The organism is Microvirga calopogonii (assembly GCF_003347665.1).
Classification (GTDB): domain Bacteria; phylum Pseudomonadota; class Alphaproteobacteria; order Rhizobiales; family Beijerinckiaceae; genus Microvirga; species Microvirga calopogonii.
In genome coordinates, this window is the sequence record NZ_QDGA01000003.1 from 81,670 (window position 1) to 102,506 (window position 20,837).

Consider the following 20,837-nt stretch of genomic DNA (forward strand, 5'->3'; position numbering starts at 1 on the left):
GGCTCCACTCTGTACAGTTCCACAACCTGAAGCGATCTTACCTTACTTGATGGCTGGTGAGCCGGCGAAACCGGTGGCAGCGCCTCACCCCGACGGAGGATAGGGGTGCTCAGCGCCTTTGAAGTCCGAGACCGTGTAGCAGCCGCCAGATTCGCGAATGGCATCAGGGCCGATGACGGCCTTCCCGTGTCCGCCGGGAATATCGAGGATATAGGTCGGCTGGCAAAGCCCCGAGATGCGGCCGCGCAGGCCCGCCACGAGGGCGCGGCCTTCCTCGATGGAGAGCCGGAAATGGCTCGTGCCTGGGGCGAGGTCCGGATGGTGGAGGTAGTAAGGCTTCACCCTTGTCTCCACGAAGGCGCGCATGAGGGCCGCCAGAGTATCGGCATCGTCGTTGATCCCTTTGAGCAGGACCGACTGGCTGATCATCACGATGCCGGCATCCACGAGCCGGGCGCAGGCCGCGCGAGCGGCAAGCGTCAGCTCGCGTGGGTGATTGGCATGGAGGGCTACATAGGCTGTCTTGCCGCTCGCCTTCAGCGCCGCGATCAGAGCTCCGTCAATTCGCTCCGGCTCGACCACGGGAACGCGGGTATGGAAGCGCACGATCTTGACGTGATCGATGGCGGAAAGCCGCTCCATGATCTCAGAGAGGCGTCGGGGCGAAAGAACCAGCGGATCTCCGCCGGTGAGGATCACCTCCCAGATTTCCGAATGGTCGGCCATATAGGCGAAGGCCCGGTCCATGGCCTCAGGGGAAAGAGTGCCAAGCCCCTGCGGGCCCACCATCTCGCGGCGGAAGCAGAAGCGGCAATAGACCGGGCACACATGCACGGCCTTGAGCAGCACGCGGTCGGGATAGCGATGCACGATGCCTTCGACCGGGCTGTGCGCGAGGTCGCCGATGGGGTCCGCGCGTTCCTCAGCCGTGACGTTCAACTCCGCCGGATCGGGCACGAACTGGCGTGCAATCGGATCGTCCGGGTCGCTCCGGTCGATGAGTGCGGCCATGGCAGGGCTGATCGCTACGGCGTAGCGCTCCGCCACCGCCTCGATTCCGGCCAGGTCTGCGGGCGCGACAAGACCGCTATCGACCAGTTCGTCAGGGGTGCGGATGGGACGGATCGCGTTCAACGGCTCGTCTCCGGTACGGGTGCCCAGATGACCTGATCGATGCGCGAAGCCCCGGTGGCGAGCATCGCCAACCGGTCAAAGCCGAGCGCGATGCCGCTCGCTTCGGGCATCTGCGACAGGGCTGCCAGGAAGTCCTCGTCCACAGGATAGCTTTCTCCGTAGATCCGCATCTTCTCCGCCATCTCGGCCTCGAACCGGCGCCGCTGCTCGGCGGCATCCGTCAACTCGCCGAAGGCGTTTGCGAGCTCTACCCCGCAGGCGTAAAGCTCGAACCGCTCGGCCACGCGCGGGTCCCGGGCTGTCGGACGTGCAAGGGCCGCTTCTGCGACCGGGTATTCGTCCAGGATCGTGGCGCGTCCGAGGCCGAGATGGGGCTCGACCCGCTCCACGATGGCGCGGCTGAACAGGTCCGCCCAGGTATCGTCCTCCGCCACCCGCATACCCGCCGCCTTCATCTGGGCGGCAAGGAGCCCCCGGTCGGTCGCGCCGCTCCGGTCTATGGAGGCGAGAAGGTCAATGCCGGCAAACCGCTGGAAAGCCTCGGCGACGCTCAGACGTTCCGGCTCCATAAAAGGATCGGTTTCACGGCCGCGATAGGTGAGGGTGCGGGTGCCTGCGGTCTCGGCCGCGAGGCCCAGAATTTCGCGGCAGTCTCGCATGAGCGTCTCATAGCTCTCACCCGCCCGATACCATTCGAGCATGGTGAATTCCGGGTGGTGCAGGGGACCGCGCTCTCGGTTTCGGTACACATGGGCGAAGCAGGCGATCCGGCTCTCTCCGGCAGCCAGCAGCTTCTTACAGGCGAATTCCGGGGAGGTGTGCAGGTAGAGGGGCGTCCGCGCCCCGTCATGGCCGATGGCCTCCGTCGTGAAAGCATGGAGATGCGCCTCGTTTCCCGGCGAGGCCTGGAGCGTGGCCGTATCCACCTCCACGAAGTCGCGGGCACCGAAGAACCCGCGCAGGGCTGCCTGGATCCGGTTCCGGCCGATCAGGAACGGGCGCCGATCCGCATGGACGTGAGGTGTCCACCAGGGAGAGGGGGCAGGTGCGGGCTTATCCATTCCAAAGGGCTCATTAAGGTCGGACTGGCGATTTGTGCGAAGATAGGCTACTTGCGGCACCGAAACCGTTTTCGGTGCCACTGAGGGCTGGACGACCCGACCCTCACGACGCGCCCTTATCTGTCACAAGGAAAGCCTCCCGTGAAGGTCATCGCCTCTACGCTCCGCAAAGGCAACGTCGTCGATATGGATGGCAAGCTTTATGTGGTTCTCACCGCCCAGAACATCCACCCCGGCAAAGGTACGCCGGTCACCCAGCTCGACATGCGCCGCATCTCCGACGGCGTGAAGGTCTCCGAGCGCTACCGTACCACCGAGCAGGTCGAGCGCGCCTTCGTCGAAGACCGCGAGCATACCTTCCTGTATCAGGACGGCGAGGGCTTCCACTTCATGAATCCGGAGACCTACGACCAGGTGGTCGTGCCGGAGGACATCATCGGCGACCAGAAGGCCTATCTCCAGGAAGGCATGGCCGTGATGCTCTCGACCCATAACGGCGTCGCGATTGCCATCGAGCTGCCGGCTCGCGTGACCCTCGAGATTACCGACACCGAGCCGGTCGTGAAGGGGCAGACGGCCTCCTCGTCCTATAAGCCCGCCATGCTGTCGAACGGCGTGCGCACCCTCGTGCCGCCGCACATCACTGCCGGCACCCGCGTCGTGATCATGACGGAAGACGGCTCCTACGTGGAGCGCGCGAAGGACTAAGTGTTCCGGCGGAGCGCCACGCAGCCCTCATCCTGAGGAGGTCGCGGAGCGACCCTCTCGAAGGAGAGGGTGGTGGCTGCAAGAAAGAACAAGGTCTTGAAGGGCAGGCGGTTTCGGTGGAGTCTCACCGGACGTCCTGCCCTTAAATTTTGGAGTCGAACGGTTTCATGGTGTCCGGTCCCGTAAACCCCATCAACCCTCTCGTTGCGGATGTGGGAAGCCCTCCGATCCCCGAGGCGCAGAGCTGGATCAGGCGCTATGATGGCTCCTTCGGGCCGCTGATCAACCTCTCCCAGGCCGTTCCGGGCAACGCGCCCCATGCGGGGCTGCTGGAGCGGATGGCCGCCGTCGCGGGGTCCGCGGCAGGCTCGCAATACGGGCCCATCAACGGCGATGCGGATCTTCGGCAGGCCTATGCAGCCGATCTCTCGCACCTTTATGAGGGCCGGATTGCGCCCGAGGACACGGCGATCACGGCCGGCTGCAACATGGCCTTTTTCGCTGCCATGATGCTGCTCGCCCATCGCGGCGAAGCGGTGCTGCTGCCGACCCCCTGGTATTTCAATCACCAGATGACCCTCGACATGCTGGGCATCGAGGCGCGCCCGCTGCCCTGCCGGCCTGAGAATGGTTTCGTGCCTCTCACGGATGATGTGGAGCCCCTGATCGACGAAAAGCTCAGGGCCATCGTCCTCGTCACGCCCAATAACCCGACCGGGGCCGTATATCCCGCCCATGTCATCGAAGCCTTCGCGCAGCTCTGCCGGAGGCGCGGCATTTATCTCGTGATTGACGAGACTTACCGGGATTTCCTGCCTCAGGGTATGAACCGCTCTCACGGGTTGTTCTCGACCGAGGAATGGCGGGACACGGTAATCCAGCTCTATTCCTTCTCGAAATCCTACGCGATCCCGGGGCACCGCACCGGGGCGATCACGGCCGACGTCAAACTCGTCGAGCAACTCGCCAAGATTCTCGACTGCATCCAGATCTGTGCCCCGCGGACCGCCCAGGCGGCGCTGCCGTGGGCCATCGATGCCCTGCGTGACTGGCGCGAGGACAACCGCGCAGAGATCAACCGGCGTGCACAGGTTTTTCAGGATGCTCTCGCGCCTCTGCCCGAATGGAAGATCGAGTCCGTCGGTGCCTATTTCGCCTATCTGCGCCATCCGTTCCCAGACGCCAAAGCGCAGCAGGTGGCCGAGAAGCTTGCCACGGAACGGGGGGTTCTGTGTCTGCCCGGAAGCTACTTCGGACCTGGACAGGAGCGACATCTGCGGGTCGCCATCGCCAATGTGGGAGCCGATGTCCTTCGAGGGCTGACGGAGCGGTTCCGGGGCCTTCGGGTCTGACCCTCCCCAAGAGAGTAAGCGACAATCTGCGGGTCCCGCCCTTGGCAGGATGGCGGGGCGATGGTTACTCTCTTGGTCAAGCAAGGCATCCGAGAGGGATGTTCGGGGATTCGTTTTGACCGTCAAAGTGGACGTCGCAGCAGAGCCAGGAGACCGACATGCGGAGCCGTTGGACGGTTCCGCAAACGGTGCTGCCTTGGTGGCGGAACGTCCTTCGCCAGTGCGGACGGATTATAGGCGGCGGTCCTCAAGGAGCTACGCAGCGCTCGATCTCGGCACGAATAACTGCCGCCTTCTCATTGCTGAGCCTGCGCATTTCGGCTTTCGCGTCGTCGATGCGTTCTCGCGCATCGTGCGGCTCGGCGAAGGCCTTGGCCGCGGCAACCGCCTGAGCGAAGACGCGATTTCGCGGACCCTCGATGCGCTGCGCGTCTGCCGCGAGAAGATGGCCGCCAAGGATGTGACGCGGGCGCGCCTCGTAGCGACGGAAGCCTGCCGGCTGGCAGAAAACGGCCCGTCCTTCATTGAGCGCGTGCGCGACGAACTGGACCTGGAGCTTGAGGTTGTCGACCGCAAGACGGAGGCTTATCTCGCCGTCACCGGCTGCGCATCCCTGGTCGATCCCAAGGCCCATTCCGTCATCGTGTTCGACATCGGCGGCGGTTCGACGGAGATTGCCTGGCTCGACGGTCAGGCGCCACACGCCTTCGCCGATCCCTGCAAACGGATCCGCGCATGGGATTCTTTGCCTGTAGGGGTGGTCACGCTGGCGGAGCGCCACGGCGGAATCGACGTCACGCCCAAAACCTTCGAGGGAATGGTTGAGGAGGTGTCCGAGCTTCTGCTCGATTTCGCTCTCGTCGCGGCTTCGGCAGGGCGGGCGCGCAACTTCCATCTGCTCGGTACCTCGGGAACCGTCACCACGGTCGGCGGCATTCACTTGGGACTTGCGCGCTATGACCGGCGCCGGGTCGACGGAATGTGGATGCGTCATGGCGAGATCTCGACAGTGATGCAGCGTCTGCTGCATTCGGACTTCACGCAGCGGGCCGAGAATCCCTGTATCGGCAAGGATCGTGCCGATCTGGTTCTCGCGGGCTGCGCCATTTTGGAAGCGATCCGGCGGGCTTTTCCCTCGGAGCGCCTGCGCATCGCGGATCGCGGACTGCGCGAAGGAATTTTGATGAAGATGATGCGAGAGGATTCGGTGTGGCGAGGGGGCCAGCGGTGAGCGCCAAGACAGGTTCCGGAGTCCGCAATCTCAAGCAGCGTGTGAAAACCGCCAACAAGCGGTCCCTCTCGTCGCAGAAATGGTTGGAGCGTCAGCTCAACGACCCTTACGTGGCCCGCGCGAAGCGCGAGGGCTATCGCTCGCGCGCGGCCTTCAAGCTGATCGAAATCGACGATAAGTATAAGATCCTGAAGCCCGGCCAGCGCATCATCGATCTCGGCGCGGCGCCCGGAGGTTGGTCGCAGATCGCCGCCAAGAAGGTGGGGCCGAAAGGAAAGATTGTGGGCATCGACCTTTTGCCCATCGATCCGATGGCCGGAGTCGAGTTCATCCAGCTCGACTTCCTGGACGACAGTGCGCCGGCCCGGCTGATCGAGATGCTCGGCGGCCCGGCCGATGTGGTCATGTCCGACATGGCCGCCAACACGACGGGTCATAAGAAAACCGACCACCTGCGCATCATCGGCCTTGCGGAGGCGGCGATCTATTTCGCCCGAGAGGTTCTTGCTCCCGGTGGCGTCTTCGTGGCCAAGGTGTTCCAGGGCGGCACCGAGAACCAGCTGCTTGCCGATCTCAAGCGCGACTTCGCCGTCGTGCGCCACGTCAAGCCGGCCGCGAGCCGGGCCGATTCGGCGGAACTCTATGTCCTGGCCACCGGTTTCCGGGGGCGGGCGGACGATACGCCGGCCGCCTGACGGCTTCTTGCCCAAGGCCTTTGAGCATAAGGAAACGACCATGGCACCGCATCAGATCGGCATCATCGGCCTCGGCAAGATCGCACAGGACCAGCATCTGCCGGTCATCAAGGCCAATCCGGATTTCGAGCTTCTGGCGGTTGCGAGCCAGCGCGGATTGAAGCCGGATGAGGCCAAGTACAGTTTCCAGGACTATCGGGACCTCCTGAAGATCCCCGAGGTGGAGGCCGTATCCATCTGTACGCCGCCCCAGGTGCGCCACCAGATTGCCAGGGACGCGCTCCTGGCGGGAAAGAGCGTGCTTCTGGAAAAGCCGCCCGCCGCGACCTTGAGCGAGCTCGAGGATCTCAAGGAACTCGCCGCGAAGGTGGGCAGGGTCGTCTTCACCACATGGCACGCCCAGTACAACAAGGCCGTCGAGGAGGCGAAGAAGGCGCTGGCCGGCTGGACGATCAAGCGCCTTCTGGTGACCTGGAAGGAAGACGTTCGGCACTGGCATCCGGGCCAGCAATGGATCTGGCAGGCCGGCGGGTTCGGCGTGTTCGATCCTGGGATCAACGCGCTCTCCATCGTCACCCGCATCATGCCCGAGCCGGTCTTCATCAAGACCTCGAACCTGGAGTTCCCCGCCAACCGCGATGCCCCGATCGCCGCCCACCTCACGTTTTCCATGAGCCACGGCCAGGGCGATCTTGAGGCGGTGTTCGACTGGCGCCAGACCGGCCCGCAGACCTGGGACATCGAGGTGGAGACGGAAGCCGGTTTGAGCCTCAAGCTCAGTCACGGCGGCAGCTGCCTGGAGATCGGCGGCCGACAGGTCGTGCAGGAAGAGCCTGCGGAGTACCAGGGGATCTATCGCCGTTTCGACGAGCTGCTGAACACTCGCCAGTCGGAGGTGGACGACGCCCCGTTCCGCCTCGTGGGCGATGCCTTCATGGTCGGAAAAAGGGTGCAGGTGGACGCGTTCGAGGATTGAGGAGCCTTGAAAGGAACATATCCGGTCGTTCCGGCATGGTTTAAGGGCTCGCCTGTCGAGCCACGACAGGAAGTGTGGCCAAGTGCTCATGCAAGGAGCGTTGCCCGACTGGCCAGCCCGATTATTCGGGAGGTTGATCATGCAACGGCATCTCATCGTGTCTGCCATCTTGGCCGGGACAGTAGGACTGATCCTGGCTCTTCCGACGCCTGCCTCTGCCCTGACGATGAAGGAGTGCAGCGCCAAGTATAAGGCCGCCCAGACGGCGGGAACGCTCGGCTCGACGTCCTGGAACGACTTCCGTAAGGCGCAATGCGGTTCGACCGCATCGGCGGCTCCAGCCGCGACCGGTCCGTCGGCTCCGGCGACCACGGGAGCCGTCGCTCCCCAGACACCGACCAGCTCATCCGCCGCGCGGTCAGCAGCCCCGATGACGCGCGGCAACGTGGTATTCCCGACCGCCGTCTCGTCGAAGTATTCGACTGGGTCGGCAGGAAAGGCGCGCATGCACACCTGCCTCGACCAGTACAAGGCGAACGAGGCAGGAGGCGGAAACGGCAATGGCGGCCTGAAATGGATCGAGAAGGGCGGCGGCTACTATTCGCAGTGCAACGCCCGCCTCAAAGGTTGACGAGGGCGCTCAACCACCGTCATTCCGGGTCGCCTCTGGCTTAGGCCCGGAATGACGGTATCGCGCTGTTAAGCCAGATACTTCTTGAGGAACGCCACCGTGCGGCTCCAGGCCAAATCCGCCGCTTCCTTGTTGTAGCGAGCGGCGCCGGTGTCGTTGTTGAATGCGTGGTTGGCTCCCTCGTAGACGTAGATCTCGTAGGTCTTGCCGGCCTGCTTCAGGGCTGTCTCGTAGGCCGGAATGCCGGCATTGATGCGCTCGTCTAGCCCGCCATAGTGCAGCATCATCGCGGCATTGATCTTCGGCACGTCCTCCGCTTTGGGCTGGCCGCCGTAATAGGCCACGCCCGCGTTCAGATTTGGCTCGTTGACGGCAAGGGTGTTCACCGCGCCGCCGCCCCAGCAGAAGCCGATGGCACCGACCTTGCCGTTCCCGTCCGGGAGCCCTTTCAGGTAGGCCACCGCTGCCTTGCCGTAGGCGGTCACGTCCTGTGTCTTGAGCTGGCCGATCATCTCGCGGCCCTTGTCCTCGTCGGCGGGCGTGCCGCCCATGGGGGAGAGGTAATCGAGCCCGAGTGCGATGAAGCCCTGGGTCGCCACGCGCCGGGTCACGTCTTTGATATGTGGGTTAAGGCCCCGATTCTCATGGATGACGATCACGGTCGGCAGCTTGCCTGCAGCGTCCTTCGGCTTCACGAGATAGCCCTTCAGGCCCTGGATGCCGGGAATGTCGACCGTCTCGGCGGTGATTCTCGGGTCGTTTTCCTGAACGGTCTGTGCCTTGGCGTAATTGCTCTGCAGGACCGACAACACAGTCGTCGCGGCAGCGGTGCTGCCGGCCAGGGCGGCAAGCCTGTCCAGAAAGCTGCGGCGGCTCATGCCGCCATGAGTGAAGTCGTCGTAAAGGTCGATGATGCGTTGGTCCACGGGCGCCCTCCCAGGCACCGGGTTTGCCCGATGCGTTTGTTCCCGGCACGAAGGTAGCGCAGCCTAACGGCCCGAAATACCGTCCCCAAGCCCCGTAGAGGCCGGTTTGTCCTTCACAATCTTGTGTCCGGACATTTCGGCGCCCGCCGTCGGCGACAGGCCGATGAAGACGAAGCCGGCCAAGGCCGATACGGTGGCAACTGCCCAGAAGGCCGGGCCGAAATCGGAGGCCGTGATGGTTGGATTGCCGTCGAGGCCGGCCACCGCTTCCAGCACGAAGGCTCCGAAGGCCACGCCGACGCTGAGGGAAACCTGCTGCAGGGCGCTCGACAGGCTTGTGGCATAGCTCATTTCCCGGTTCGAGATCTCCGCATAGCCGATAGCGTTCAGGCTCGTGAACTGAAGCGACCGGAAGCAGCCGCCGACGAGCAGGATGACCATCATCAACCAGTGTGGCGTCTCGGGCGTGAAGAAGCCGTTGGCGGCCACGAAAGCAGCTCCGATGAAGGCGTTGACGATCAGGAGTTTACGAAATCCGGTCCGCTCCAGGATGCGCTTGGCCATCGTCTTCATGAACAATGCTCCCACCGCCGCGATGAAGGTGAGCGAGCCCGACGCCAGGGGGCTCAAGCCGAAGCCCACCTGCAGCATGAGGGGCAGGAGGAATGGGATCGCCCCGATGCCGACGCGGAAGAGGAAACCGCCCACCACGCTGATGCGGAAGGTCGGGATCTTGAGCAGGCTGAGACGCAAAACCGGGTAGGGCGTGCGCCGCGCGTGGAACACATAGAGGACGAGGCAGATGGCGCCGATTACCACGCAGCCGAGCGAGATCTCCTCCGGTATCAGGTGCCGTCCGCCAGAGGCGAAGCCGAGCATGAGCAGGGCGAAGCCGAAACCGGAGAGCAGGAAGCCGATGAAATCCAGCGGCGGCGTGTCCTCTTCCTTGATGTTCGGCACGAACATCGTCGCCAGCACGATGCCGAGGATGCCGATGGGGATGTTGATGAAGAAGATCCAGCGCCAGTGGAAATAGGTGGTGATGAAGCCGCCGAGCGGCGGTCCGATGATCGGCCCGACCAGAGCCGGGATCGTCAGGGTCGCAAGAGCCTGCACCACTTCGCTGCGGGGGACGCTCCGCAGCAGCACGAGGCGTCCCACGGGCACCATCATGGCCCCGCCGGCGCCTTGGACGAACCGAGAGATCACGAACCATTCAAGGGAATTGGCGGCCGCGCAGGCGAGGGAGCCCGCCATAAACACCCCGATGGCAATGGTGAAGATCGTGCGCGCCCCGTACTTGTCCGCCATCCAGCCGGAGATCGGGATGAAGATGGCAAGGCTCACCAGGTAGGATGTCAGCGCTAGCTTGAGCGCGATCGGGTCTGTCCCCAGGCTTTGCGCGATCATCGGCAGGGATGTCGAGATGACCGTCGAATCCGTGTTCTCCATGAACAGGGCTGTGGCGATAATCAGCGGGAGAAGGCGGGATTGACGCATGACTCGTGGGACTTAGCGCTCGTCACTTCCCTTGCAAAGGGCAAAAAGGCGCAAGGCAGGTCTTCTGGAGAAGCGGCACTCGACCCTTTGCTAATTGACAAGCCCGTGCTACGGACCCGTGCCAACTCGCCAAAGCGTTATTCTCTTAAATCCGCACCTCTGAAGGAGTTGGTTATGGCCTCTGTATTTGCCGATAAGTTCATCGAAGGACTGACCTTCGATGACGTGCTCCTCCGGCCCGGCCGCTCCGAAGTCCTGCCCGGCGACGTCGACGTGGCGACCCGGCTGACCCGGACCATCCGCCTCAACATGCCGATCATCGCCTCCGCCATGGATACGGTGACGGAAGCCCGCATGGCCATCGCCATGGCCCAGAACGGCGGCCTCGGCGTGATCCACCGCAATCTCGAGCCGGAAGCCCAGGCTGAGCAGGTCCGCCTCGTGAAGCGCTACGAGTCGGGCATGGTGATGAACCCGATCACCATCCATCCCGACGAGACCCTGGCCGAAGCCCTCGCGATGATGAAGCACCATGGCATTTCGGGCATTCCGGTGGTGGAGCGCGGCCCCGGCGGCACGAAGGGCAAGCTCGTCGGCATCCTGACCAACCGCGACGTCCGCTTCGCCAACAATCCTGGCCAGAAGGTCTCCGAGCTGATGACCAAGGACCGCCTGATCACGGTTCGCGAGGGCGTGAGCCAGGACGAGGCCCGCCGCCTCCTGCACCAGTTCCGCATCGAGAAGCTCCTGGTCGTCGACGATCATTACCGCTGCATCGGCCTGATCACCGTGAAGGACATCGAGAAGCAGGTCGCCTATCCCAACGCCGCCAAGGACGCGCAGGGTCGCCTCCTGGTCGCCGCCGCCACGACGACGGGCGAGCAGGGCTTCGAGCGCGCCGAGCGCCTCATCGATGCTGGCTGCGACGTGGTGGTGGTCGATACGGCCCACGGCCACTCCGTGAAGGTTCTGGAAAGCGTCACCCGCGTGAAGAAGCTCTCCAACGCCGTCCAGATCGTGGCCGGCAACGTGGCGACCCGGGAAGGCGCCCAGGCGCTCATCGATGCCGGGGCGGATGCGATCAAGGTGGGCATCGGCCCCGGCTCGATCTGCACCACCCGGATCGTGGCGGGTGTCGGCGTGCCCCAGCTCACGGCCATCATGGAAGCCGTCGAGGCCGCCTCGCAGGCCGACGTTCCGGTGATCGCCGATGGCGGCATCAAGTTCTCGGGCGATCTCGCCAAGGCCCTCGCGGCCGGGGCCTCCTGCGCCATGGTGGGCTCGCTGCTGGCCGGTACGGACGAGACCCCCGGTGAGGTGTTCCTCTACCAGGGACGCTCCTACAAGTCCTATCGTGGGATGGGTTCGGTCGGCGCCATGGCCCGCGGTTCGGCGGACCGCTACTTCCAGGCGGAAGTGCGCGATACTCTGAAGCTCGTGCCGGAAGGCATCGAGGGGCAGGTAGCCTACAAGGGACCGGTTTCGGCCGTGCTGCACCAGCTCACCGGCGGCCTTCGCGCCTCCATGGGCTATGTGGGCGCCGCGACCCTGCCGGAGTTCCAGGAGAAGGCCAAGTTCATCCGCATCACCAGCGCGGGCCTGCGTGAAAGCCACGTCCACGACGTGACGATCACCCGGGAGAGCCCTAACTACCCGACTCGTAGCTAAGCTTCAGTCGAGTTCTTGCCCATGAGCATCACGGCCATTCTCCTTCCCGTCTACGTTCAGGTCGCGCTGACCATCCTGCTGCTGCTCTGGATGGGCAGTTCGCGGTTCGGCAGCCTTCGAGCGGGCGAGGTGAAGGTGAAGGACATCGCCTTGGGCGAGCGCAACTGGCCGACGCGCATCCTGCAGGTCCAGAACTCGTACCATAACCAGTTCGAGCTGCCGGTCCTGTTCTATGTGCTGGTGGTGCTGGCGCTGATCACCCGCAAGGCCGATATGCTGTTCGTGGTGATGTCCTGGATGTTCGTGGCAAGCCGCCTCGTCCATGCGGCCATCCACACGACCTCGAACCGGGTGCCTTTGCGCTTCCAGGCCTTCGTCGTCGGTGTGCTGATCCTGGCTGCCATGTGGGTCATCTTCGGCATCCGGGTGCTGGCGGCCGAGACTGGTGTTTAGGAAGGGGCGGGATGGGCGTTGAACCCATCCCGCGCATCGCATTAGTACTTGCGGCCGCTCTCGAGCTGCGTCTTCGCATCCATCTGCTTGACGGGAGGCGGGGTGAGATCGGCAGCCGGGGCGGTGGCGCAGGCAGCGATGGTCAGGGTAAGGCCGACGGCAACGAGGCCGCGGGTCAGTCGGGTCAACATAGAGAGTGGCTCCAAAGAGGAATCGTGCGGAATGCACGTACCCTCTCAATCCACTATCGATGGGGACAGAAAATAGGAAACAATGTGTCGTTTATACGGCCAAGCTTAAGTGTGCTTTTTCGATGACACCTGCCGCCCGCATCTCTGCCGCCATCGAGGTCCTGGCCGATATCGATGCCCGCCGCCGCCCGGCGACCGACGCCCTGAAGGATTGGGGCCTGTCGCATCGTTTCGCCGGTTCCAAGGATCGGGCCGCCATCGCAAGCCTCGTCTACGACGCTCTGCGCCGGAAGTCCTCGGCCGCCTGGATCATGGGCGAGACGACGCCCCGCGCGATCGTGCTCGGGATGCTGAGGCTCCAGCGGAGCATGGCACCAGATGCCATCGCGGCGCTTTGCTCTGGTGATCGCTTTGCTCCGGAGCCGCTCTCGGCCGGCGAGCGCGAGCGCCTGGAGAAGGCCGATCTCAGCGATGCGCCACCCCCTGTGGCGGGCGACTTTCCGGACTGGATCGAGCCGTCCATCCGCGGTCTTTTCGGAGACGATCTCGTGGCGGAGATGCGGGCGCTTACGACCCGTGCGCCGCTGGATCTGCGGATCAACACCCTGAAAGTCTCTTCGCGCGAGGAGGCGCACGATGCCCTGCCGCATCTTGGCGCCGTCGAGACGCCGCTCTCGCCGCTGGGCCTCCGCATCGCTCCGAGCGAGGACGGGCGCGGCCCGGCGGTGCAGTCCGAACCCGAGTTCCTGAAGGGTTGGATCGAGATCCAGGACGAGGGCTCGCAGCTCGTGGCGCTGTTGTCCGGCGTCAAGCCCGGCGAGCAGGTGGTCGATCTCTGCGCGGGCGGCGGCGGCAAGACCCTGGCGCTGGCCGCCATGATGGAAAACCACGGCCAGATCTACGCCACCGACAACGACGCCCGCCGCCTCGCTCCGATCCATGACCGGCTATCGCGCGCAGGTGTCCGCAACGTCCAGGTGCGCACGCCCCGGGCCAAGGCCGATGCGGTGACGGATCTCGACGGAAAGATCGATTGCGTTCTGGTGGATGCGCCCTGCACGGGCGTCGGCACCTGGCGGCGCAATCCGGATGCGAAATGGCGCCTGCGCCCCGGCAGCCTCGAGACCCGGCGCAAGGAGCAGGAAGCGGTTCTCGACCGGGCGGCACGGCTCGTAAAACCGGGCGGGCGCATCGTCTACATCACCTGCTCGATCCTCCCGGAGGAGAACGATGAGGCGCTGTCTGCCTTCATGGAGCGTCACGACCGGTTCAAGCCTGTCTCCATCGACAAGGCATTGGAGGCGGCTCAGCTCGGCCGTCTCAAGGATGTGGCGCGTCCAACCGCTCATGGGCTCCAGCTGACGCCACACAAGACCGGCACCGACGGCTTTTATGCCGCGATCCTGGTGCGAAACCCATGAAAAGCCTCATATTTCGATTGTTGTCCCGACCCCGAAGGCCGTAAGAACCTGCCATGACTCAGACCCACGATAAAATCCTCATCGTCGATTTCGGCTCCCAGGTGACCCAGCTCATCGCACGGCGCGTGCGTGAGGATGGCGTCTATTCGGAGGTGGTGCCGTTCCAGAAGGCCGCAGAGGCGATCCGGACTATTAAGCCCAAGGGCGTGATCCTCTCGGGTGGGCCGGAATCGGTCACGACCGATGCCTCGCCCCGCGCGCCACAGGAGCTGTTCGACACGGATCTTCCGGTCTTCGGCATCTGTTACGGCCAGCAGACCATGGCGGCGCAGCTCGGCGGCGAAGTCGAGGGCGGGCATCATTCGGAGTTCGGCCGCGCAGAGGTCGAGGTGCTGACCGAGAGCCCGCTGTTCCAGGGCGTCTGGCAAGTCGGCAAGAAGTATCCCGTGTGGATGAGCCACGGTGACCGGGTCACCAAGCTGCCGGCAGGCTTCGAGGTGCTGGCAATCTCGGAGAACGCGCCTTTCGCGGCTGTCGCGGATGAGGCGCGTAAATTCTATGCCGTGCAGTTCCACCCGGAGGTGGTGCATACGCCGCAAGGCGCGCAGCTCATCCGCAACTTCGTGCGCGACATCGCAGGCTGCAAGGGCGACTGGACCATGAAGGCCTTCCGTGAGGAGGCCATCGAGCGCATCCGTGCCCAGGTCGGCACCGGCCGGGTGATCTGCGGTCTGTCGGGCGGCGTCGATTCCGCCGTGGCGGCCGTGCTGATCCACGAGGCCATCGGCGACCAGCTCACCTGCGTGTTCGTGGACCATGGGCTGCTGCGTGCCTCTGAAGCCGAGCAGGTGGTCACGCTGTTCCGCGATCACTACAACATCCCGCTCGTGCACGTGCAGGCGCAGGACCTCTTCATCGGTGCGCTCGAAGGCGTGTCGGACCCGGAGGTAAAGCGCAAGACCATCGGCAAGCTCTTCATCGACGTGTTCGACGAGGAGGCCAAGAAGATAGGCGGCGCTGACTTCCTGGCGCAGGGCACGCTCTATCCCGACGTGATCGAAAGCGTCTCGTTCACCGGCGGGCCTTCAGTGACCATCAAGAGCCACCACAACGTCGGCGGCTTGCCCGAGCGCATGAAGATGAAGCTCGTGGAGCCGCTTCGTGAGCTGTTCAAGGACGAGGTGAGGGTGCTCGGCCGCGAGCTCGGCCTACCCGAGGCCTTCGTCGGACGCCATCCGTTCCCCGGCCCGGGTCTCGCCATCCGCGTGCCCGGCGAGATCACCCGCGAGAAGCTCGACATCCTTCGCAAGGCCGATGCGATCTATCTCGAGGAGATCCGCAATGCCGGCCTCTACGACGAGATCTGGCAGGCCTTTGCCGTGCTGCTTCCGGTGAAGACCGTCGGCGTCATGGGCGATGCGCGCACCTACGATCACGTCTGTGCGCTCCGCGCCGTCACGTCCATCGACGGCATGACGGCAGATTTCTATCCCTTCGACATGACCTTCCTCGGCCGGGTCGCTACCCGCATCATCAACGAGGTGAAAGGCATCAACCGCGTCACCTACGACATCACCTCGAAGCCGCCTGGGACGATCGAGTGGGAGTAACAGATGCCGGTCACCCTCTATGGCATCAAGAATTGCGACACGGTGAAGAAGGCGCGCTCCTGGCTGGACGCCAAAGGCGTGCCCTATGCCTTCCACGACTACAAGTCGGAAGGCATTGACCGCCCGCGTCTCGAATCCTGGGCTCGCGATGTGGGCTGGGAGACGCTTCTGAATCGTGCGGGAACCACGTTCCGCAAGCTGCCCGATGGCGATAGAGTCGGGCTCGACGAGCCGAAGGCGCTCGCGCTCATGCTCGATCAGCCCTCCATGATCAAGCGCCCGGTGCTCGATCTCGGCGGGCGGATTCTGGTGGGTTTTAAGCCGGAACTATACGAAGAATCGATCAGGTAGCGTCTCGTCCGCTTCCCTCGTCATAGCTGTGCTCGTCATGGCCGTGCGCGTCTTGGGATCTCAATGCGTCAAAACGTCGATCCCCTGAACAAGTCCGAGGATGACGAACCCATCTTTCTCATTGAGTTTCCGTCGGATTACGCCTGCGGCGGATCGAAGTTCAGGCCGGGCAGCCCGTCGCCGTCGGGAGTGCCGAAACCGCTGGGCTGCAACTTACTCTATCGGTAGGACCATCTCGCAGGACGCGCCTCCCGGGGCGTAGGAGACCCATGCCTTGCCGCCTAGCTCCGCGCCTAGTCCGCGTTCGATGAGGCGGGAGCCGAAGCCCTTATGTGTCGGGGGCTTCACGGTGGGGCCGCCGCGCTCCCGCCAGGAAAGGACGAGTTGCTGCTCTTCACTGTCTGGCGACGGACTCTGCAAATCCCAGACGATGTCGACTTCTCCGTTATCGTTCGAGAGCGCGCCGTATTTTGCGGCATTGGTGGCGAGCTCATAGAGCGCCATCGAAAGCGAAAGCACCATCCGTGGGCTCACCCGCACCTTGGGGCCGCGCATGTGAATTCGCTCGGGCAAGCCGCCGCGATAAGCCTTGACGGCTTCCTCGATGACATAGGTCAGTTCCGCGCCCTCCCAGTTTTCCCGCGTCAGCACGTTATGGGATTGGGCAAGCGATATCAGCCGCCCCAGGAAGGTCTCATGTACGGATCTTGGTATATTCGTGTTGCGCAGGGTATGGGCGGCAATCGACTGAACGGTGGCGAGCGTGTTCTTAACTCGATGGTTGAGCTCGTTGATGAGCAGCCGCTGTCGCTCCTCGGCCTGGACGCGTTCGATGGCGACGGAGGCAAGTTGAGAAAGCTGGACGATGATAGCTTCGTCCTCGGCATCGAACTCGCTTCCATCCATTTTGTCCGAGAGCTGGATGAGTCCCAGAATTCTGTCGTCCTTCCAAACGAGAGGCGCCGCAAGCCATCCTCTCATCGGGGGATGAGCGTCCGCATATTGACCGAAGCCACGCCAGCGTGGATGCGCCTCGAGCTCGGCTTGCGTCATGCGGATCGGCTTATTGGTTTCGCCGATCATCGTGTAGATTCCCGAGCCATGGGGAGAGGCTTCGAAGTCCTTCCATTTCTCGTATTTGTCGGACATGAGATTGACGGCGATCAGCGAACTCCAGCTGTTGGTCCGAAGGAATCCAACGGTCGCCTGATGCGCGCCGACGATCTCCTGAGCTGCCTTCGTGACGCTGGTGAGCAATTCCTCAAGCGAAGCCGCCGCCGTGATGGCAAGCGAGGCTCCGGCGAGGGCTTGGAGCCGTTCGGAGCGCTTGCGTAACGTTGCTTGGGTCTCATCGGAGCCGAGGGCATGAACCTCGACCATGGTCCCAGAAGCGGTCCGGCTCCGATCCTGGAAAGGACACGCCCTGAAGGCCACCGAAAGAGGAGTTCCGTTCTTGTGCAGGAGAACCGCTTCTCCCTTGCTCTCATGATCGATGGGATAAGGATGCTCGAAGAACGATTCGTCATGGGGTTGAGGGAGGTCCCCGTGTCTGCCGGGGAGTAGGATTTCCCGCAAAGGGCGGCCCTGCAATTCACGCGAGGAGTAACCTGTTAGCGTCTCGGCTGCGGCGTTGATGTCGACGCAGTTTTGATTTCGGTCAACCAAGAAGATCGCGGCCGATAGGAGGTCGAGCAGATTTCTCGGATTGTTCTCACTCTCCCGCACTGTACCAAAGCCCTGTTCTGATGCCCCGATACACCGCCTTTTAACTTAGTAGCTACATCGCATCCGTCCGCCGCGACGAAATCAGATATCAATCGTCTTCAGTCGAAAAATGCCAATTCTATGGTTCGCTTTTGGCTGTTCTGCTAATGAATGTTTTTTGACTTGATAACGTAACCCAATAAACAAGCCATTTTTGTGGCGATAAAACATTATAATAGAAATATTGCTGCGGCAGCACGACACTGGCTGCGACTCCTGCGGAGGAGAGATCTTGCTTTTAGAGCGAAGAGCCGGACGGATCCTCGTCTTCGCTCATCCTGACTGACCATCGCCCTTCTGCCGTTCCAAGGATGGTAACGGGCAATCCCGCTCAAAACGAAAAGGCGGGCCGCAAAGCCCGCCTTTTCAATGTCCGCTTCAGCCGTCCCTACTGGATCTTCGGCGGCTCGTCGAAGTTCAGGCCGGGGAGGCCGCCCGGTTCGCTGCCGGGAGCGCCGAGGCCCGGGACCAGCAGCTCGTCGAGCTTCTTCTGCACCGCTGCCGGATCGACGGTGGGTCCGGCGGCCTTGTAGTGCATCACGATCTGCGGGAACATGATCACGATGGCCACCATGATCAGCTGGATGCACACGAAGGGCACGGCGCCCCAGTAGATCTGGCCCGTCGTGACCGGCTCCATCTTCTTGCCCGTCACACGGTCGATATACGGCACCTTCGGTGCCACCGAGCGCAGGAAGAAGAGGGCGAAGCCGAAGGGCGGGTGCATGAACGAGGTCTGCATGTTCACGGCCAGGATCACACCGAACCAGATCAGGTCGATTCCGAGCTTGTCGGCCGCGGGCCCGAGGAGCGGGATGATGATGAAGGCCAGCTCGAAGTAATCGAGGAAGAAGGCCAGGAAGAACACCAGGATGTTCACGAAGACCAGGAAGCCGACCTGACCGCCGGGCAGCGAGGTGAGCAGGTGCTCGACCCAGATGTGGCCGTTCACGCCGTAGAAGGTGAGCGAGAACACGCGGGCGCCGATCAGGATGAACAGCACGAAGGCCGAGAGCTTCGCGGTCGCTTCCGTCGCCTGACGAACGAGGGTCCAGTTGAAGCGGGCGGGGTTGTTGTCGAGCTTGCGCTTGACGGCCGCGAGGATCACCGAGCCCAGGGCGCCCATGGCGCCGCCTTCGGTCGGCGTCGCGAGACCGATGAAGATGGTGCCGAGCACGAGGAAGATCAGCAGGAGCGGCGGCACCATGACGAAGGTGACCTGCTGGGCCATGTTGGACATGAGACGCAGGCCGGTGAAGCGCTCGACGATGCCGACGATGAGCGCATAGATCGTCCCGGCGAGGATCATCTCGAAGGCGAGCGCGGCACCTTCATGTCCCTGGCTGTGAAGATAGGCGTAGAGGCCCACCAGGACGGCAGTGAGAACGGCCGAGATTGCGATGCGCTTGGCGCCCAGCATCTTGTTCATGAGGGCGCAGATCAGGGCCACCACAGTGGCGACGCAGATCGTCAGGATGACGAAGTCGGCACCGGCCTTGGTGCCGGTCTGAGACATCACATAATAGCCGACGAGACCCGAGAAGAGCACCAGGATGCCGAGCTGCCACACGCCGCGCGCGCCGTCGGGCTCGCGATAGCCGATGGCTTCCGGCGGCAGGCCGGGGGCCGATTTCGGGAAGAAGATCGACATCAGCATGATGTAGCCGGCGTAAAGACCGGTCAGGATCAGGCCGGGCAGGAAGGCGCCCTCGTACATGTCGCCCACCGAGCGGCCGAGCTGGTCGGCCATGACGATGAGAACGAGGGAGGGCGGGATGATCTGAGCGAGCGTACCGGAGGCCGCGATCACGCCGGAGGCGAGACGGCGGTCGTAGCCGTAGCGCAGCATGATCGGAAGCGAGATGAGGCCCATGGAGATCACGGAGGCTGCAACGACGCCCGTCGTGGCGGCGAGCAGCGCGCCCACGAAGATCACCGCATAGGCGAGGCCGCCACGCACGGGTCCGAAGAGCTGGCCGATGGTGTCGAGCAGGTCTTCCGCCATGCCGGAGCGTTCCAGCACCAACCCCATGAAGGTAAAGAACGGGATCGCCAGCAGCACCTCGTTCGACATGGTGCCGTAGATGCGGTCGGGCAGGGCCTGAAGGAGCGGCCAGGAAAGGGTGATGGTCTCGGGCGCCAGCGGAGCGAGTTCCACGGCGATGAAGAAGAACAGAAGCCCGTTGGCCGCGAGCGCAAACGCGACCGGGTAGCCGAGCAGGAGGAAGACCACGAGCGCCGCGAACATGATCGGCGCGAGGTTCTGGGCAATCAATGCAGCCATTGATGAAAACTCCGGAATACTTGGATCTGGCGCCGGGGATCAGCTGACGCCGTCGCCGGGAGGCGTCGCGCCGGTGCCAGGGGAATTGACGGTGCCGATGTCCTGGATGAGGCGCTCCGCCTCGGCTTCGACGCTGTGGCCGCCGGATTCTTCGTCCTCAAGCTGGCCCTGCATGATCGCGACGCGCTTGATCAGCTCGCTCAGCCACTGGAAGAACATGGAGAGGAAGCCGAGCAGAATGAGCCCCTTGGCCGGCCAGATCAGCAGGCCGCCGGCATTCGACGAGACCTCGCCGGAGCGATAGGAGTTGATGAAGTAGGGGATGCACAGCCAGAGCAGCAGGGCCACAAAGGGGAGTAGGAAGAAGATGTGGCCGAAGACGTCGATCCCGTCCCGGCTGCGCTTCGAAAGCCGGCTGGAGACGATGTCGATGCGGATATGCTCGTTCGCCTTCAGGGTCCAGGCGGCGCAGAGCATGAACACGGCACCGAACAGGTACCATTGCAGCTCGAGCCAGGCATTGGAGGATACGCCGAAAACGCGACGGATGATGGCGTTGACGGCCGAGACCAGGATGGCCACCACGATGGCCCAGGCCGCAACCTTGCCGATGCGTTCGTTGATCGAGTCGATGACACGGGATAGCCCAAGAAGCGCCGTCACCTGTCTCCCCCTTGAAATTGTTGATATGTTGCGGCCTAGCTATCGGACTTCAGGCAGTACCGCTAGTGCCGTTTTAGTCTAAGCGAGGTTTGCGGCCCTCGTAGCGGGGAAATTTTCGGGCTGCAAGATGCTCTGTTGTTAAAAGTTTAGGCAGCCTAAGGCTTTGGTCTCGATAGGAAACTTGCGGCGTCAGCGTTCAGGCTTTCCGTCTTACGTTG

19 protein-coding genes and 1 pseudogene are annotated in these 20,837 nt (G+C 63.4%); 11 read left to right on the forward strand and 9 right to left on the reverse strand.

Annotated elements, in window-relative coordinates:
• Window positions 1-84: 84 nt before the first annotated feature.
• Together DDF70_RS04735 and epmA are read right to left on the reverse strand one after the other, a co-directional pair.
• Window positions 85-1,134, reverse strand: a complete 1,050-nt coding sequence (locus DDF70_RS04735; RefSeq protein WP_114943715.1) for a lysine-2,3-aminomutase-like protein — start codon at window positions 1,132-1,134, stop codon at window positions 85-87.
• Window positions 1,131-2,195 (reverse strand): EF-P lysine aminoacylase EpmA, encoded by a 1,065-nt coding sequence (epmA, locus tag DDF70_RS04740; protein WP_114943716.1) that lies wholly within the window; start codon window positions 2,193-2,195, stop codon window positions 1,131-1,133. The genes DDF70_RS04735 and epmA overlap by 4 nt, the downstream gene beginning before the upstream one ends.
• Before the next feature lie 141 nt (window positions 2,196-2,336).
• On the opposite strand from epmA, the gene efp reads away from it, so the two are divergent.
• From efp to DDF70_RS04770, 6 genes are all read left to right on the forward strand, one after another.
• Window positions 2,337-2,903: an elongation factor P gene (gene efp, locus DDF70_RS04745; protein WP_114943717.1), complete on the forward strand. Its 567-nt coding sequence runs from the start codon at window positions 2,337-2,339 to the stop codon at window positions 2,901-2,903.
• A 167-nt stretch (window positions 2,904-3,070) separates the two neighbouring features.
• The gene (locus tag DDF70_RS04750; RefSeq protein WP_114943718.1) at window positions 3,071-4,255 is read left to right on the forward strand and encodes an aminotransferase; all 1,185 of its coding nucleotides are present in this window, start codon (window positions 3,071-3,073) and stop codon (window positions 4,253-4,255) included.
• Window positions 4,256-4,454: 199 nt separating this feature from the next.
• A complete protein-coding gene (locus DDF70_RS04755) occupies window positions 4,455-5,486 on the forward strand; it encodes a Ppx/GppA phosphatase family protein (protein WP_342633901.1) in 1,032 nt (343 codons plus the stop codon).
• Entirely contained in the window at window positions 5,483-6,181 is a 699-nt protein-coding gene (locus DDF70_RS04760) for an RlmE family RNA methyltransferase (protein ID WP_114943720.1), read from the forward strand. Before DDF70_RS04755 ends, DDF70_RS04760 begins: the two co-directional genes overlap by 4 nt.
• 40 nt (window positions 6,182-6,221) lie before the next feature.
• Window positions 6,222-7,157: a Gfo/Idh/MocA family protein gene (locus DDF70_RS04765; RefSeq protein WP_114943721.1), complete on the forward strand. Its 936-nt coding sequence runs from the start codon at window positions 6,222-6,224 to the stop codon at window positions 7,155-7,157.
• Between the two features lie 139 nt (window positions 7,158-7,296).
• Window positions 7,297-7,788 carry a hypothetical protein gene (locus DDF70_RS04770; RefSeq protein ID WP_114943722.1) on the forward strand — a complete coding sequence of 164 codons (492 nt, stop codon included), beginning with the start codon at window positions 7,297-7,299 and terminating at the stop codon, window positions 7,786-7,788.
• 68 nt (window positions 7,789-7,856) lie between these two features.
• Here the strand turns inward: DDF70_RS04770 and DDF70_RS04775 are convergent, their stop codons facing one another.
• Together DDF70_RS04775 and DDF70_RS04780 are read right to left on the reverse strand one after the other, a co-directional pair.
• A complete protein-coding gene (locus DDF70_RS04775; protein ID WP_114943723.1) occupies window positions 7,857-8,714 on the reverse strand; it encodes a dienelactone hydrolase family protein in 858 nt (285 codons plus the stop codon).
• 63 nt (window positions 8,715-8,777) lie between these two features.
• A complete protein-coding gene (locus DDF70_RS04780) occupies window positions 8,778-10,214 on the reverse strand; it encodes a DHA2 family efflux MFS transporter permease subunit (RefSeq protein ID WP_114943724.1) in 1,437 nt (478 codons plus the stop codon).
• Between the two features lie 174 nt (window positions 10,215-10,388).
• Here DDF70_RS04780 and guaB point away from each other — a divergent pair, with 174 nt between their 5' ends.
• Both guaB and DDF70_RS04790 read left to right on the forward strand, forming a co-directional pair.
• Entirely contained in the window at window positions 10,389-11,882 is a 1,494-nt protein-coding gene (gene guaB, locus DDF70_RS04785) for an IMP dehydrogenase (RefSeq protein WP_114943725.1), read from the forward strand.
• Between the two features lie 21 nt (window positions 11,883-11,903).
• Entirely contained in the window at window positions 11,904-12,335 is a 432-nt protein-coding gene (locus tag DDF70_RS04790; RefSeq protein ID WP_114943726.1) for an MAPEG family protein, read from the forward strand.
• 41 nt (window positions 12,336-12,376) lie between these two features.
• Here the strand turns inward: DDF70_RS04790 and DDF70_RS36395 are convergent, their stop codons facing one another.
• The gene (locus DDF70_RS36395) at window positions 12,377-12,526 is read right to left on the reverse strand and encodes a hypothetical protein (protein ID WP_009491032.1); all 150 of its coding nucleotides are present in this window, start codon (window positions 12,524-12,526) and stop codon (window positions 12,377-12,379) included.
• 122 nt (window positions 12,527-12,648) lie between these two features.
• On the opposite strand from DDF70_RS36395, the gene DDF70_RS04795 reads away from it, so the two are divergent.
• The 3 genes from DDF70_RS04795 to DDF70_RS04805 are packed head-to-tail and all read left to right on the forward strand — an operon-like array spanning window position 12,649 to window position 15,908.
• Window positions 12,649-13,947 carry an RsmB/NOP family class I SAM-dependent RNA methyltransferase gene (locus DDF70_RS04795; RefSeq protein ID WP_114943727.1) on the forward strand — a complete coding sequence of 433 codons (1,299 nt, stop codon included), beginning with the start codon at window positions 12,649-12,651 and terminating at the stop codon, window positions 13,945-13,947.
• Window positions 13,948-14,000: 53 nt separating this feature from the next.
• Window positions 14,001-15,557 (forward strand): glutamine-hydrolyzing GMP synthase, encoded by a 1,557-nt coding sequence (guaA, locus tag DDF70_RS04800; RefSeq protein ID WP_114943728.1) that lies wholly within the window; start codon window positions 14,001-14,003, stop codon window positions 15,555-15,557.
• Between the two features lie 3 nt (window positions 15,558-15,560).
• The gene (locus tag DDF70_RS04805; RefSeq protein ID WP_114943729.1) at window positions 15,561-15,908 is read left to right on the forward strand and encodes an ArsC family reductase; all 348 of its coding nucleotides are present in this window, start codon (window positions 15,561-15,563) and stop codon (window positions 15,906-15,908) included.
• A gap of 213 nt (window positions 15,909-16,121) precedes the next feature.
• Here DDF70_RS04805 and DDF70_RS04810 read toward each other — a convergent pair whose 3' ends face one another.
• From DDF70_RS04810 to DDF70_RS04820, 4 genes and pseudogenes are all read right to left on the reverse strand, one after another.
• Window positions 16,122-17,288, reverse strand: coding sequence for a sensor histidine kinase (locus DDF70_RS04810; protein WP_245435368.1), 1,167 nt, complete (start codon window positions 17,286-17,288; stop codon window positions 16,122-16,124).
• A pseudogene (locus DDF70_RS39160) lies at window positions 17,289-17,633 on the reverse strand (PAS domain-containing protein); the annotation flags it as partial. It lies immediately after the preceding gene.
• Window positions 17,634-18,060: 427 nt separating this feature from the next.
• On the reverse strand, window positions 18,061-19,956 hold the full coding sequence (locus DDF70_RS04815) for a TRAP transporter large permease (protein WP_114943731.1): 1,896 nt from the start codon (window positions 19,954-19,956) through the stop codon (window positions 18,061-18,063).
• 39 nt (window positions 19,957-19,995) lie between these two features.
• A complete protein-coding gene (locus tag DDF70_RS04820; protein ID WP_114943732.1) occupies window positions 19,996-20,619 on the reverse strand; it encodes a TRAP transporter small permease subunit in 624 nt (207 codons plus the stop codon).
• Window positions 20,620-20,837 lie beyond the last annotated feature (218 nt).

Coding starts and splice junctions, on each gene's coding strand:
- DDF70_RS04810 (WP_245435368.1), bottom strand. CDS start 17,288: ATGGTCGAGGTTCATGCCCTCGGCTCCGATGAGACCCAAGCAACGTTA.
- DDF70_RS04750 (WP_114943718.1), top strand. CDS start 3,071: ATGGTGTCCGGTCCCGTAAACCCCATCAACCCTCTCGTTGCGGATGTG.
- DDF70_RS04805 (WP_114943729.1), top strand. CDS start 15,561: ATGCCGGTCACCCTCTATGGCATCAAGAATTGCGACACGGTGAAGAAG.
- DDF70_RS04770 (WP_114943722.1), top strand. CDS start 7,297: ATGCAACGGCATCTCATCGTGTCTGCCATCTTGGCCGGGACAGTAGGA.
- epmA (WP_114943716.1), bottom strand. CDS start 2,195: ATGGATAAGCCCGCACCTGCCCCCTCTCCCTGGTGGACACCTCACGTC.
- guaA (WP_114943728.1), top strand. CDS start 14,001: ATGACTCAGACCCACGATAAAATCCTCATCGTCGATTTCGGCTCCCAG.
- DDF70_RS04815 (WP_114943731.1), bottom strand. CDS start 19,956: ATGGCTGCATTGATTGCCCAGAACCTCGCGCCGATCATGTTCGCGGCG.
- DDF70_RS04795 (WP_114943727.1), top strand. CDS start 12,649: ATGACACCTGCCGCCCGCATCTCTGCCGCCATCGAGGTCCTGGCCGAT.
- DDF70_RS04780 (WP_114943724.1), bottom strand. CDS start 10,214: ATGCGTCAATCCCGCCTTCTCCCGCTGATTATCGCCACAGCCCTGTTC.
- DDF70_RS04790 (WP_114943726.1), top strand. CDS start 11,904: ATGAGCATCACGGCCATTCTCCTTCCCGTCTACGTTCAGGTCGCGCTG.
- DDF70_RS36395 (WP_009491032.1), bottom strand. CDS start 12,526: ATGTTGACCCGACTGACCCGCGGCCTCGTTGCCGTCGGCCTTACCCTG.
- DDF70_RS04765 (WP_114943721.1), top strand. CDS start 6,222: ATGGCACCGCATCAGATCGGCATCATCGGCCTCGGCAAGATCGCACAG.
- guaB (WP_114943725.1), top strand. CDS start 10,389: ATGGCCTCTGTATTTGCCGATAAGTTCATCGAAGGACTGACCTTCGAT.